The organism is Phycisphaerae bacterium (genome assembly GCA_041652575.1).
Taxonomy (GTDB): Bacteria; Planctomycetota; Phycisphaerae; order Sedimentisphaerales; family UBA12454; genus UBA12454.
Map to the genome: position 1 here is coordinate 69,437 of JBAZHC010000008.1, position 13,854 is coordinate 83,290.

The 13,854-nt window shown below is 45.3% G+C and carries 15 protein-coding genes and 1 tRNA gene; 11 read left to right on the forward strand and 5 right to left on the reverse strand.

Features of this window, described 5'->3' with window-relative positions:
- The first annotated feature begins 311 nt into the window (after nucleotides 1-311).
- Complete coding sequence (locus WC496_07510; GenBank protein ID MFA5292863.1) at nucleotides 312-1,754, forward strand: hypothetical protein; 1,443 nt, start codon at nucleotides 312-314, stop codon at nucleotides 1,752-1,754.
- Between the two features lie 16 nt (nucleotides 1,755-1,770).
- Here WC496_07510 and WC496_07515 read toward each other — a convergent pair whose 3' ends face one another.
- Nucleotides 1,771-2,550 (reverse strand): NAD(P)H-hydrate epimerase, encoded by a 780-nt coding sequence (locus tag WC496_07515; protein ID MFA5292864.1) that lies wholly within the window; start codon nucleotides 2,548-2,550, stop codon nucleotides 1,771-1,773.
- 7 nt (nucleotides 2,551-2,557) lie between these two features.
- Here WC496_07515 and surE point away from each other — a divergent pair, with 7 nt between their 5' ends.
- The 5 genes from surE to WC496_07540 all read left to right on the forward strand — a co-directional run bounded on the left by surE (nucleotide 2,558) and on the right by WC496_07540 (nucleotide 5,427).
- Nucleotides 2,558-3,304: a 5'/3'-nucleotidase SurE gene (gene surE, locus WC496_07520; GenBank protein MFA5292865.1), complete on the forward strand. Its 747-nt coding sequence runs from the start codon at nucleotides 2,558-2,560 to the stop codon at nucleotides 3,302-3,304.
- A gap of 15 nt (nucleotides 3,305-3,319) precedes the next feature.
- Entirely contained in the window at nucleotides 3,320-3,610 is a 291-nt protein-coding gene (locus WC496_07525) for an ACT domain-containing protein (protein MFA5292866.1), read from the forward strand.
- 95 nt (nucleotides 3,611-3,705) lie between these two features.
- A tRNA-Arg gene (locus WC496_07530) sits at nucleotides 3,706-3,779 on the forward strand.
- Nucleotides 3,780-3,879: 100 nt separating this feature from the next.
- Nucleotides 3,880-4,881 carry a phosphate acetyltransferase gene (pta, locus tag WC496_07535; GenBank protein ID MFA5292867.1) on the forward strand — a complete coding sequence of 334 codons (1,002 nt, stop codon included), beginning with the start codon at nucleotides 3,880-3,882 and terminating at the stop codon, nucleotides 4,879-4,881.
- A gap of 165 nt (nucleotides 4,882-5,046) precedes the next feature.
- The gene (locus WC496_07540) at nucleotides 5,047-5,427 is read left to right on the forward strand and encodes a DNA polymerase ligase N-terminal domain-containing protein (GenBank protein ID MFA5292868.1); all 381 of its coding nucleotides are present in this window, start codon (nucleotides 5,047-5,049) and stop codon (nucleotides 5,425-5,427) included.
- Here WC496_07540 and gltA read toward each other — a convergent pair.
- Nucleotides 5,402-6,874, reverse strand: a complete 1,473-nt coding sequence (gltA, locus tag WC496_07545) for an NADPH-dependent glutamate synthase (protein MFA5292869.1) — start codon at nucleotides 6,872-6,874, stop codon at nucleotides 5,402-5,404. The two genes, WC496_07540 and gltA, sit on opposite strands and share 26 nt — an antisense overlap.
- 144 nt (nucleotides 6,875-7,018) lie before the next feature.
- Nucleotides 7,019-7,870, reverse strand: a complete 852-nt coding sequence (locus WC496_07550; GenBank protein ID MFA5292870.1) for a sulfide/dihydroorotate dehydrogenase-like FAD/NAD-binding protein — start codon at nucleotides 7,868-7,870, stop codon at nucleotides 7,019-7,021.
- A 332-nt stretch (nucleotides 7,871-8,202) separates the two neighbouring features.
- On the opposite strand from WC496_07550, the gene WC496_07555 reads away from it, so the two are divergent.
- From WC496_07555 to WC496_07570, 4 genes are all read left to right on the forward strand, one after another.
- Complete coding sequence (locus WC496_07555; GenBank protein ID MFA5292871.1) at nucleotides 8,203-8,511, forward strand: HU family DNA-binding protein; 309 nt, start codon at nucleotides 8,203-8,205, stop codon at nucleotides 8,509-8,511.
- Between the two features lie 100 nt (nucleotides 8,512-8,611).
- Nucleotides 8,612-8,815, forward strand: a complete 204-nt coding sequence (locus tag WC496_07560) for a cold shock domain-containing protein (GenBank protein ID MFA5292872.1) — start codon at nucleotides 8,612-8,614, stop codon at nucleotides 8,813-8,815.
- Between the two features lie 131 nt (nucleotides 8,816-8,946).
- Nucleotides 8,947-9,582: an HNH endonuclease gene (locus tag WC496_07565; protein ID MFA5292873.1), complete on the forward strand. Its 636-nt coding sequence runs from the start codon at nucleotides 8,947-8,949 to the stop codon at nucleotides 9,580-9,582.
- A 28-nt stretch (nucleotides 9,583-9,610) separates the two neighbouring features.
- On the forward strand, nucleotides 9,611-10,228 hold the full coding sequence (locus tag WC496_07570; protein MFA5292874.1) for an NAD(P)H-dependent oxidoreductase: 618 nt from the start codon (nucleotides 9,611-9,613) through the stop codon (nucleotides 10,226-10,228).
- A gap of 15 nt (nucleotides 10,229-10,243) precedes the next feature.
- On the opposite strand, the gene aroF is transcribed toward WC496_07570, so the two are convergent.
- Together aroF and WC496_07580 are read right to left on the reverse strand one after the other, a co-directional pair.
- A complete protein-coding gene (aroF, locus tag WC496_07575) occupies nucleotides 10,244-11,263 on the reverse strand; it encodes a 3-deoxy-7-phosphoheptulonate synthase (GenBank protein MFA5292875.1) in 1,020 nt (339 codons plus the stop codon).
- The gene (locus tag WC496_07580; GenBank protein ID MFA5292876.1) at nucleotides 11,260-12,132 is read right to left on the reverse strand and encodes an NAD(P)H-hydrate dehydratase; all 873 of its coding nucleotides are present in this window, start codon (nucleotides 12,130-12,132) and stop codon (nucleotides 11,260-11,262) included. The genes aroF and WC496_07580 overlap by 4 nt, the downstream gene beginning before the upstream one ends.
- Nucleotides 12,133-12,254: 122 nt before the next feature.
- Here WC496_07580 and WC496_07585 point away from each other — a divergent pair, with 122 nt between their 5' ends.
- Nucleotides 12,255-13,763, forward strand: a complete 1,509-nt coding sequence (locus tag WC496_07585; GenBank protein MFA5292877.1) for a pectinesterase family protein — start codon at nucleotides 12,255-12,257, stop codon at nucleotides 13,761-13,763.
- Nucleotides 13,764-13,854 lie beyond the last annotated feature (91 nt).

Sequence of the window (13,854 nt, forward strand, 5' to 3'; positions counted from 1 at the left end):
TTAATACGGAACACTTGCCCTTATATCTTTCAACCCCTTCTTACTCTTCCCGGAAAAATCAGGATGTTTACGTAATATACGAACATACGAAAGCTGATATGTCAACTCTATTTCCGGCCATCTGTGGAGGTTGCCGGAAATCCGGCTTAACATAACTATCCCACCTGAAAGATAGTTATGTTTCAATGACTTTGAGAATTTAGGCAAGTTTTTAGTTGACTAAACAAGGATTTTTGCCGATAATTACTATACAGTTTTTGTGTATAAGTACCGAATTTAACTGAACTAATATCCATTTCAGGAGATATTAAATGGCAGCTGCTCGTCAGGAACAGGGTAATGTAATGCTTTATACAGCTATTACCTTTGTCGGATTATTCGTTATTTCCGCGATTTTAGCGGTTATTTTCTATATCAAATCCGAAGACTGGCGGAACCAATTTGTCACAAGCCAGCAGCAGATGGAAGAGTTTGCCACAACACCGGAGGTTCAAAATCAAGGTACCATCATCGGCCAGAAAGACCGTCAGACCAGCCGGGTTAAACAACTGATTGGCTATCTCGACACATTGTATAAAATATCTACCGGCAGTGAACCGCAGGAGACAAGCGCAGAAGTAAAGTTCGGCGAGCTTGAAACAAAATACAAGGATATCGTCGCGGCCCTTCCAAAAGACTTTGTTATTATCGCAGAAGCTAATGACACCAACGGGCCGGGCATCTTCAGAATAGTCGAAATGTATAATAATAAACTCAACCAGAAAGATGAGCTTATCAGTCAGTTACATACCCAGCTCAATGATCTCGGCAGTGAATTTGATACGGCCAAAAATGGCGCAGCGGAAAGAGAAGCCCAACTGCTTGTGCAGCTCCGTACCATACGCCAGGACGCCAACAGCGTTCAGCAGAGCTATAATCAGCTTCGTGACCTTATGGACAAGAAAGCCACCGAACAGGTACAGGCGCTTATGCAGCAGCGGGACGAGGCGATAACGGAAAAGAACAAAACCAGACAGGAACTGCTCGAAACAATGAGCAAGCTGAGCATTACGCAAAACAGGCTGCAGGATTCTCTTGAAAAACTGGATGTATTAAAACCCCGGCCCAAGGAAGATATTGCCGCTTACAAGCCGGACGGACATATTATCTCAATCGATATAGCTTCAAATATTGTCTTTATAGACATCGGCAGCAACGCGAGGATTTATCCCGGACTGACTTTCTCCGTATATGACAGAAACGCACCAATCCCGACAGACGGCACAAGCAAAGCTGAAATAGAAGTATTCAACGTGGACAAAAATACCGCGATGGCAAGGATAAACAGGTCGAGCAAAAAAAATCCTATCTCCGAAGGCGATATAATTATCAATCTAATCTGGGACAGCACTGCTGTTAACAGTTTTGTCGTCGCGGGAGATTTCGATTTTGACGGCAACAGTGAAATCGACTCTGACGGCGCAACAAAAGTCAAACAGCTTATCGAAAACTGGGGCGGAAAAGTCGAAGACACCGTAACTATCGATACAGACTTCGTCATACTCGGCAACCAGCCGCAAGTGAAGAAAAAACCCACCCTCGACGAAATAGAACTCGACCCGCTGGCTACTGAAAAATATGAAGCGTCACTGAAAGCATCGGAAAAGTATCAGGAAGTTAAAACTCAGGCAAAAGACCTGTTTATTCCTATTTTCAACCTGAAAAGATTCCTGAACTTTATCGGATACGAATCTCTGGCCACAGGCAAAAAGTAAAAGGGCAAAAGAACTATCAAGTGATTTGCTCCTGCGGCTCAATGCCGATTGAGGCAACGTAAACTTCGCCTGTATATCCAGCCGAGAGCAGGTTCTTGAGACCTTTTTTCGCTGCCGCAAATGTAACCGTCGCGATTGCCTTTATCGCAGTGCTTAAAGCCTCTCCCGTATCACAGTCAAGACCCGAAGGAATATCAACCGCTATAACCGGTTTATTAAGTGAATTTATCGAATCGATAAGTTCGGCGAATCCGCCGGCAAGTTCGCCTGTCAAACCTGTTCCGAAAATAGCGTCTATAATCAAATCGCAATCACAAGCGGTAGTTTCAATATCCTTTTTAATATTCGCTGAGGCAGCCTCAAGGCTTTTAACCGTAATTCCCATATTGCAGACAATTTTATAATTTATCTCGGCATCGCCTTTTATTTTCGACGCCGGCCCGCAAAGACCAATAACCACATTGAAACCAGCATTTTTCAAATGCCGGGCGATTACAAAGCCGTCTCCGCCATTGTTGCCTGTACCGCAAAAAACGCAGACTTTCGAGCTTTTTCGTTTTTCCAGCTCCGCGATAACAATTCCGCTGCAGCCTCTGCCGGCATTCTCCATAAGCACAACACCGGGCACACCGGCGGTGTTTATCGCCCAGGCATCAAAATCGCGAACCTGCTGCCGGGTCAAAACCAAATCATTCTGTTTGTCAAATTTCCTTATCATATTATCGATTATACCCCTGCTGTACGGAGCGTCAATAAATTGATTTATTGTTGAATATTTGAAGTTTGGCGTTACCATTACAGCTATGAATATCCTGTTGACAAATGACGATGGAATCCTGGCTCCGGGAATAGCGGCGGCCTATAAAGAGCTTATCAAACTCGGCGATGTAACCGTTGTAGCCCCGTCCGACAGGATGAGCGGCGCAGGGCACAGCATTACGGTATTTGAGCCGCTGGCCTGCGAAAAAATAAACATCGAAGACAAATTCAGCGGATACAGCGTAAGCGGCTCGCCGGCAGATTGCGTCAAGCTCGCTATTATGGAACTATGCCCGAAAAAACCTGACCTTGTCGTCAGCGGAATAAATCACGGCGCAAACGTCGGCATTAATGTCTATTATTCCGGCACGGTTGCCGCCGCGATGGAAGCGGCGTTTTACAGAATACCGGCTATCGCGTTAAGCGCAGCTCATGAAGAGCCTATAGATTTCAAAAATGCCGCTAAATATTGCGTCACGGTAATGAATAAACTGCTGCCGGTCAGTTATCCCGGCGTGATAAATATTAATATTCCACGTCTTTCACAGGGCAAGCCGAAAGGCATAAAAATCGTGCCGCAGTCAACGATGGGTTTTGACGAACACTTTGTAAAACAAAAAAACGATACGGGGCAAACACTATATCAGCTTGCCGGCGGGACTCATCGCGATAAGGACCTGCCCAGCGATACCCTCGCATTGGATGATGGCTTCATAACCGTTACGGCTCTGGGCTTTGATATGACAGATTATGATGGCATGAAAAAACTTAACGAGAAAAACCTGAAGTGATTTAAGGAAAAAATAATGGCTGCAAAAAAACAATCCCAGATTTGTATAATAACCGTTACCGGCAAAGACAGAGTCGGTATCATCGCCAAACTCGCCAACGCTATGGCAAACGCGAATATCAATATCGTCGATGTAAATCAGAAAATTATGGAAAATTACTTCGTTATGACCATGGCCGTCGATATCGCAAAGGCGGCAATAACTATTCCGCAAATTCACAGGAAACTGGACAAAATCGGCGAGGAAATGAAGCTTAAAATCACCTTTCAGGATGAAAAAATCTTCAAAATGATGCATCGCATCTAATCTTCTTGCAAAACAGGCCTTTGGGCTGTAAAGTAAGCTTTGAAACAGGGTTTCAGATTAGACTGTTTTCGTAACATAATACCAGAAATAGAGTTGCGTCCGTAGCTCAATTGGATAGAGTGCCGGCCTACGAAGCCGAAGGTTACAGGTTCGACTCCTGTCGGACGCATTGTTCTTAGCCACAAAGGCACTAAGACACTAAATTTTTATTTATATTTTTTTTACTTTGTGCCTTTGTGTCTTAGTGGCTAAGTTTTTAAGGAAAAACCATGGAAACGAAAAAAGATTTCTCAGAACAGATACTTGAAAAAGCGACATCCCTTTTCAAGCACATCGTTCTGCCGGAAGGCGGAGACACAAGAACAATAGAAGCAGCAAAAAAAATCGCCGACAGGAAAATGGCGAAAATTACCATTCTCGGCGATGAAAAACAAATCGGCGATGTGCTTAAAAGTATGGGGGCAAAAACAAACGACATCACAATCATCAATCCAAAAACCAGCAGCAAATTAAAAGACTACGCTGAACAATTTTATCAGCTTCGCAAAAATAAAGGCGTTACGCCGGAAGCAGCCCTCGAAACAGTAAAAGACGAAGTCTATTTCGGGACAATGATGGTCAAAACCGATGAAGTTGACGGCCTCGTATCCGGTGCGGTACATTCGACACCTGATACCGTCCGCCCCGCTCTGCAAATCATTAAAGCTGCCAAAGGTATCGCGACGGTTTCGAGTATGTTCTTTATGACAAACAGCAAAATGACAATTCTATTTGCAGACTCCGGCCTGAATCAGGACCCTGACGCCGAACAGTTGGCAGATATCGCCATTACAACGGCAAGGACCGCGAAACAGTTCGGAATCGTTCCGAGAATCGCGATGCTCTCATATTCTACAAAAGGCTCCGCAAAAGGCACAGGCCCGGACAAAATGATAAAGGCAACTGAACTTGCTAAAGCCAAACTTGCCAGTGGGTTTGACGGCGAATATCAAATCGACGGCGAACTGCAATTCGATTCAGCCTTTGTGCCGAAAGTCGCAGCGAAAAAATGCCCGGACAGTCCCATTAAAGGCCAGGCCAATGTGTTTATATTCCCGGATTTGGGAGCAGGCAATATCTGTTACAAAATGACGGAAAGACTTGCCGGCCTGAACGCTTACGGCCCAATTTTGCAGGGAATCGCAAAGCCGGTTAACGATTTATCCCGCGGCTGCAACAGCGATGATATCGTCGCAGCGGCAGCGATAACGGCCATCCAAACCTTAGGATAGTCTTTTTATAAATCGCTGATTACACGGATTATGCCAAAATAGGAAGCAAAGAAATGAGGAAACAAGGATGCAAGGACCAGTTTCGACCGTTTTCCTTACTTCTATACCTCTTTACTTCCTTACTTCATTTTAATCAATGGAATCAGCGTAATCTGTGATTAAAATATGACTCAACAAAAAAGATTTGTTGTTCAAAAGCATACCAAAGGTAGCGATATACATTGGGATTTGATGATTGAGGATGGCGATAAACTCAAAACCTGGCGGTTGGAAAACCCGCCTGAAAAATTATCAACAGAAAAAACCAAAGCAACCCCAATTGACGACCACGACAAAAAATTCCTCACCTATCAGGGCCCTGTCAACAATGGCACAGGAACCGTTGAAATAGTCGATGAAGGATTTTGCATAATCGAATCTACAAGTGAAAATGAAATGAATATAAATTTTGACGGTAAAAAGCTGAAAAATAAATTTAGACTTTTCTGTCTGACGAATATTTGGTTCTTTGAGTCAATAACTACTTCGACTTCAAATACTCGTTAATCGCGGCGGCGGCGGTTCGACCCTGGCCCATAGCTAAAATTACTGTTGCGGCGCCTAAAACAATATCTCCGCCGGCGTAAACGCCCTCAAGCGAAGTTTTGCAGTTTTCATCAACTATTATATTACCCCACTTGTTCAGCGTCAGTCCGTCTGTTGTCTGGCCGATTAACGGATTTGCACCGTTGCCGATAGCGACAACCACGGTATCTACATCAATTATAAATTCAGAACCTTCAATCGGAACAGGTCTGCGTCTGCCTGATGCATCGGGTTCGCCAAGCTCGAATTTCAAACATTCTATTGCCGTTACTACGCCCTCTGCGTTGCCGATAATTTTTTTCGGATTGCGTAAAAGATGGAATTCAATTCCCTCTTCTTTTGCGTGGTGTACTTCCTCGACTCTTGCAGGCATTTCTTTTTCGCTTCTGCGGTAAACAAGATAGACCTTTTCAGCGCCGAGCCTTACAGCCGTTCTGGCCGAATCCATCGCGACGTTCCCGCCGCCGACGACCGCGACGCGTTTCGACATTGCGATTGGCGTATCGGCTCCTTTGCCGAAATCATAAGCACGCATAAGATTCGCTCTTGTCAGATATTCATTGGCGCTGTAAACGCCGACAAGGTGCTCGCCTTCAATGCCCATAAACATCGGCAGTCCCGCTCCGACGCCGACATAAACGGCATCGAAACCATCTTCTTCAATAAGCTGTTTTATGGTTTTTGTTCTGCCGACGACAAAATTGCGAACTATTTTAACGCCCATTTTTTCAAGCGTATCTATTTCTTCCTGCACAATCGCCTTTGGCAGACGAAATTCCGGAATGCCGTAAACCATCACGCCGCCGGTCTTGTGAAACGCCTCGAATACTGTTACATCGTGGCCTGCTCTGCGAACATCTGTAGCGACAACGATTCCGCCGGGGCCTGAACCGATGACGGCAACTTTTTTGCCTGTCGCCGCGGCAACTGCCGGGCTTGACTGGTCGTGCTGTTTTCTGCCCCAGTCTGAAACAAATCTTTCGAGCCTGCCGATAGAAACTGATTTTTCGACATCCTTGAATTTTTTGCCGACGGTGCACGGAAGCTGGCACTGAACTTCCTGCGGGCATACTCTTCCGCAAACGGCCGGAAGAAGAGAATTTTCCCTGATTATATCGAGAGCTTTTTGGAAATTGCCTTCGACTATTTCAGTGATGAACTCTTTTATCTTTATTCTTACCGGGCAGCCTTCGACGCAGGGAGCGTTTTTGCATTGCAGGCACCGCAGGGCTTCGAGACGAGCCTGGGTTTCTGTATATCCAAGCGCAACCTCGTTGACGTTCTTTCGCCGTTCTACTGAATCCTGCTGCGGCATCGGCTGGGGCGGGATATTGAACCTGTCGGATGGTTTTAATGTGCCGTCTTTATGTTTTTTCAAAAGCTCATCGAGTAATTGCTGCTGGTTCAATTTATTATCCCGCCACAGAGTTAAATAATTTATTTTTAGCCACAGAGAACACAGAGTCCACAGAGATAATACTTTTATATACAGTGTAAATCCGTGTTCCGCCGCTGCGGAATCCGCGTCTGGAAATCACAGTGAAATTCCGTGTCATTTATCCAGTCCGATTTTACATTTATGTTTATATTCTTCCAGTGCCTGGGCTTCCTGTTTTTTATAAGCCTGCATACGTTTCATCATCAGGTCGAAATTCACCAGGTGTCCGTCGAACTCAGGCCCGTCGACGCAGACGAATTTTGTTTGCCCGCCGACTTCGACTCTGCATCCGCCGCACATTCCCGTTCCGTCAATCATAATCGTATTCAGCGAAACAACTGTCGGCACATCGTATTTTTTCGTAGTAGCACAGCAGAACTTCATCATTATCGCAGGGCCTATCGCGACAGCAAGGCCGGGCTTTGGCGCTGCCTGGCAGATTTCATCGAGCGGGCCTGTAACAAGCGCCTTTCTGCCGTAAGAGCCGTCATCGGTAACGATAATAATTTCATCGCTCACAGCTTTAAAATCTTCTTCGAGAATTAAAAGTTCTCTTGTTCTTGCGCCGAGGATGCTGATAACTTTATTGCCGGCTTTTTTCATCGCGGTCGCAATCGGCAGCAGCGGAGCGTTTCCGATTCCTCCACCGATGCAAACGACCGTTCCGAATTTTTCAACATGAGTAGGTTTTCCCAATGGGCCAAGTATATTTTCCACACTGTCGCCGACCTTTAACTGGCCAAGTTCAACTGTACTTTTTCCTACAGCCTGCCAGATAAGACGGATTGTACCTTTTTTTGCATCTGCCCCGGCTATGGTCAGAGGAATTCTTTCGCTGTACCCTCCGGCTAAACAGACAATTACAAACTGGCCCGGCCTGGCAGCCGCAGCAACCAATGGAGCCTCGATATCAGTCATATAGACATTAGGACATAACTGCTTTTTTGACAATAGCTTATGTGACAATTTAGCCGCCTTTCGCCCAGAATTAGTTTAAGAAGCGGGATTATTGCCGATTTTGGGCAATTGGTCAAGCAATTATACCACCTTTTTCACATCCTAACCTGCTGCAGAAAAAAGCCTTATTTTTGAGCCATTTTTCGATATTTTAACTTAAAAAATACTGTAAAAAAGTGCTTGCCGATTAGAAGTCTTTGCTGTATAGTGGTTTGCGGTTTTTGAAACTAATGAATCGTCAGCTTAATATTCGTAAATAAACTTGTTTTAAATTAAGGACTCTTTAAGAGCTTAAAAATAAATATCAATTCCTAATCCTGTCTGTTGATACGAGGTACACTATGACAACAATAACGAAGAAAGAATTAATTGACCGTATTGCGGAACAAACCCAGGCCAAAAGAGTTGTGGTCAAGCGGGTTGTTCAGTCGTTTCTCGATGAGATAATTTCAGAGCTCATCAAGAACAACCGTCTTGAATTCCGCGACTTTGGTGTCTTTGAGGTTCGTACCCGCGAAGCGAGGGTAGCTCAGAATCCCAAAACACTCGAAAGAGTGGAAGTGCCCTCCAAGCGAACTGTAAAGTTCAAAATGGGTCGATTGATGAAGGAGAAGCTCGGCGGTAAAGTTTCTTCATCTCCGGGTGAATAAAAAATTATAACCGATATATTTCTACACGGTTTAAGATATAATCAGGCCGGCTTTGGTTGGCGGCCTGAAACCGAAGGGGGCAGTATAAAAAGGAGTTTCTATGGCAGAGGGAGTTGTCAAATGGTTTGACCCAAAAAAGGGTTATGGTTTCATAGACGGCAACGGTCAGCCGGATATATTTGTTCATCATACCGGCTTTAAGACCAAGGGCCTTAAAATCCTCAACCAGGGCGATAAAGTCAGCTTTGAAATAGCACAGGGTGAAAAAGGGCCGCGAGCCGAAGATGTGGCTCTTGTGGAATAAGTTACAGACGATTGGATAGTTTTGACCCGTACCCGTAAGGGTATTGGGAAAAGTCCGACGGAATAAATTTTGTTTTATATAAAAGCTCGATTTCCGATATTTAACATCTGAAAGAAATGAGCGAGGAGGAAATGGCATTTGTTGAATCGCAATCCGCTCTGAATTGCAGCGTGCTTGTACTAAACAAGCATTATATGCCGTTGCGCATCATAGACGTCAAAAGAGCGATGTGCATGCTGTGCAGGGAACTGGCAGAAGTCATATCTTACGAGCAAGGCCAGTATTACAACTACGATTTCGAAAGCTGGAGAGATATTTGCCAGATAAAAAGGTCCTTTGAGCCAAACGAACATGACTGGATTACTACAGTTAATTTTTACATAGCCGTACCCAGAATCGTCAGACTGTTGTTCTATGACCGTTTGCCGAGAAACGATGTCAAATTCAACAGGCGCAACATTTTTGCCCGCGACAGCAACAAATGCCAGTACTGCGGAAAAAAATTCCCGACAAGCGAATTGTCCCTCGACCATATTATACCGAGAAGTATGGGCGGAGGGGCGACATGGGAAAATCTTGTCTGTGCCTGTACCGATTGTAATGCCAAAAAAGGAGGCAGAACGCCCAGGCAGGCGGGAATGACTCTTGTCAGGCTGCCGGTAAAACCCAAACGCAACCCGACTGTTCACCTTCACCTGAGCCATCAAAGATATCATAGCTGGAAGCAGTTCCTCGACCACGCATACTGGTCTGTCGAACTGACATAAAAAATATTTTTTCGTAAAAAGGAATTTTATGAAAACACTTCTTTACATAAAAGCCTCCCCAAGAAACGAAAGAAGCCATTCGCATATAACGGCCGAGGCTTTTTTGTCTGCGTATCGGCAAAAAAATCCTCAGGATAAAATCGTGACAATCGATTTGTTCAGGGAATCATTGCCGGAATTCGATAATTTCGCGGCAGAATCGAAATACGCAATTATGCACGGCAAAGAAAAAACCGCTGAGCAGTTGAAAAAATGGTCGCAGGTTGAAAAAGTAATCGAACAGTTCAAATCCGCTGACAAATATCTCGTATCAACGCCGATGTGGAACTTCGGAATCCCCTATAAACTCAAGCATTATCTCGATATTATCATTCAGCCCGGCTATACATTCACTGTAACAGACGCCGGCTATAAAGGCCTTGCCGGCGGAAAACCATTATGCGCAATTTACGCTCGCGGAAGCAGTTATGACGAAAACTCCACGATGGATTTTCAGAAAAAATACCTCGATTTCATCTTTGGCTTCATCGGTTTTACAGACGTAAAATCGATAATCTGTCAGCCTATGCTTCTTGACGAAAAAACTGTAAGCGATGCACAGGCCAAAGCCGTCAGCCAGGCTGAAACTCTCGCACAAACATTCTAAAACCAGGATTTGTTTTTAAACATCCCTGCCGATAGCCTGCGCTATGGCTTTAAGCTGTGGCATAAGTTCCGAAAGAGTTGCGGGAGTAATTGATTGCGCCCCGTCGCTCAATGCGTGTTCAGGGTCGGGGTGACACTCGATAAGCAAACCGTCAGCGCCTGCCGCTACTGCCGCCCTGCACATCGCCGGCACAAGATGCGCATGACCTGTTCCGTGCGACGGGTCAACAACTACAGGCAGATGCGTCTTGTCTTTAAGCTCCGGCACAATCGCCAGCGCAAGAGTATTGCGGACATATTCCTCATAAGTTCTTATTCCTCTTTCGCAGAGAATAACCTGAGAGTTCCCCGCGTTGATTATATACTCTGCGGCAAGTAAAAATTCATCGAGTTGAGCGCTCATCCCGCGTTTTAACAGCACCGGCTTTTTGACTTTTCCCAGCGCCTCGAGCAGCGGATAATGCTGCATATTTCTGGCGCCGATTTGCAGAACATCTACATATTCAGCGACAATATCAATATGTTCGACCGCAACAACTTCTGTAATCACAGCAAGACCGGTTTGCTTTTTAGCTTTTGCGAGAATTTTAAGTCCTTCCACGCCCAGTCCCTGAAAGCTGTAAGGACTCGTTCGCGGCTTGAATGCCCCCGCCCGAAGCCCGATACAGCCGGCAGCAGCGACTTTTTCAGCAGTCTGCATAAGCTGTTTTTCATTTTCGACAGAACACGGCCCTGCTATTACGCCTATTTTTTTACCTCCCATAGGAAAAGCATTTGCGCCGATTTTTATTTGTGAATATTCCCTTTTAACTTCTCTTGAGGCGATTTTATATGGCGCAAGTATCGGCACAATGCGTTCGACATTCGGAGCATTCTCAATTGCTCCTTTGTCAACCATCCGTTTGTCGCCAAGACAGGCTATAACCGTCCTGTTTGTGCCGACTATTATATGTTCTTTTAAGCCGAATTCATTTACCAGTTCCACGACATGTCGAACATCCTGCTCAGTTGCGACTGGTTTCATTACAATTATCATTTTTTGTCTCCCATAACGGCCTTAAAAGCCTGCGGCAGATAATCCATAATATCCGTCGCGATTAAACTTATCTGACATTTCTCTTCCGCCGCCAAATCGCCGGCAAGACCGTGAACATAAACTCCCGACACCGAAGCGTCAAAATTATCGAATCCCTGTCCGCACATCGCGGCAATTATTCCCGTAAGCACATCGCCGGCCCCCGCCGTCGCCATTCCCGGATTGCCTGTAGTGTTAACATAAATTTTTTCAGCATCGGCAACTACCGTTTCGTGTCCTTTCAGCACAACAACAGCCTTGGCCGCTTTAGCAAATTCAGCAGCTACAGCTCCCCTGTCCACAGGCTCCGGTTTTCGCAAAAGTCCGTCCCAAAGTCTTTTCATTTCGCCCGGATGAGGTGTGAGGATAAGATTTGCTTTATTAATATCAGGCCAGTTTTTCAAAGCGGCAAGATTATTCAGTCCATCGGCGTCAATCAAAAGTCTCAACCCTTCCAGCCGCAGGAGATTTTCGAGTACTGCTTTTACGCCATTGGCAACGCCGACGCCCGGCCCAAATGCAACGATATCATTTTCCTCGACAGCTTTCAAAACCGCATCAATTGCTTTTGCACCGATTTTGCCAGACGAATCTTCAGCCAGAGAAATTGTCGTATAACAGGGTTCGATAGCCGCCACAATCGGCAATATACTTTGCGGCACAGCGACTCTGACAAGGCCGGCACCGCTTCGCAGCGCGCTTTTGCCGGCAATTGCCGCAGCACCGCTGAAACCGACACTGCCCGCTATTATGCAAACCTTTCCGAAATCGCCCTTATGAGTATCAATCGCTCTTGGTTTTATCTTCGGGATATTTTTTATTATCTGCATATAAACTCCTTTATCGAAACATTTTACATATAACACAAGGTATGGTCAATAAAAGAATTGACATCAATAGATGAGTTGACATATTGTTTATTTATCTATTCTTAAGATAGAAAGGCTTGACCATGAAACAAAGTTTTGTAACCGTCACTGTTCTTGTTTTATGCAATTTGGTTTTTGCACAAACCACTTCTATTTTTCCGGCAGACAACGCTAAGCAGGTAAATCCGGACACGCATCTGATGCTTACTTTCCCCGGTGAGCCAACCTTAGGTGATTCAGGACAGATTCGCATTTATGACGCGGCAGACGACCGGCTTGTTGACGTTCTTGATATGAGCATCCCTGCCGGCCCGACAACCAGCGACAAAACCTCTGTACCTTATACCGCAATTCCTTACAAATACGTCTCCGGCCGCTTAACCAATGCCAACACTAAACCGGGAACTCCATCCGGCACTGCACTCACCACGTCCGACAACTATCAGCTCACGATTATCGGAGGCTTCACCGACGCGTTTCACTTTTATCCGGTGATAATCCACGGTAGCGTGGCGACGATATATCCTCATAATAATCTTCTGGATTACAATAAAACATATTACGTACAGATTGACCCCGCAGTACTGACCCTAAGCGATGGCACTTTCTCCGGAATCACAGGGAAAACAGGATGGACCTTCACAACGAAAAAAACACCACCATTAAAAAATAAACAGCGGCTCGTAGTCTCCGGCGAGGGCAAAGGTGATTTCAGCACCGTGCAGGGAGCGATAGATTTTCTCCCCGATAAAAATCCCAAACGTGTAACAATATTTATCAAAAACGGCACGTATGAGGAAATAGTATATTTTCGCAATAAGACAAACATCACCTTCCTCGGCCAGGATAGGAATAAAACTATAGTATGTTATGCCAATAATGAAGTCTTCAACCCGCATCCGTCAAATGTAGCCACCAACGAGTGGCCGGGCACTTTCCCTTCCCGCCGTGCTGCGTTCATGGGAGATAATTCAAAAGGCATTCACCTGATAAATTTCACTATCAAAAACTTAACGCGAGGTCAGGCCGAAGGTCTGCTTTTGATGGGCGAGCAAAATATCGTCAGCAATGTTAATATTGTAGGTTCAGGTGACGCCTTGCAGGTCAACGGCTCGGTTTACCTGACCGACTGCAAAATTACAGGCGATGGAGATATAATCCTCGGCCGCGGGCCTGCGTTCTTCAATAACTGCGAACTCATTTCAACCGGCGGCACCTTTATGTGGATTCGCAACACAGCCGCTAACCACGGCAATGTCTTTTTGAATTGCAGGTTTCAAACTTTAAATGGACGCGAAACTGAAATCGCCCGTGCGCCCACCAATAAAGGCAATAATTACCCATACTGCGAAGCGGTATTAATAAACTGTGCCCTTTCAGGCATCAGCCCTGTCGGCTGGGGCCCTGTGGGCGGCGATACGTCGAATGTCCATTATTGGGAATGCAACAGCACTGATTTCGATGGTAAACCAATTGATGTGAGCCGGCGCAGCGGCGTTTCCAGACAATTGGATAAAAAGAAAGACGCCGAGATAATCAAAAATTACAGTAATCCGGCTTATGTACTGGGCGGCTGGAAACCGAAGTTTTAATCGTCGCAGCCGGCTTTAGCTTTAAGTTGAAAATTGGTTAATAAAGATTTGACAAGTAAACGGAAAGTTTTATACTTCTTAAAGAGACAAC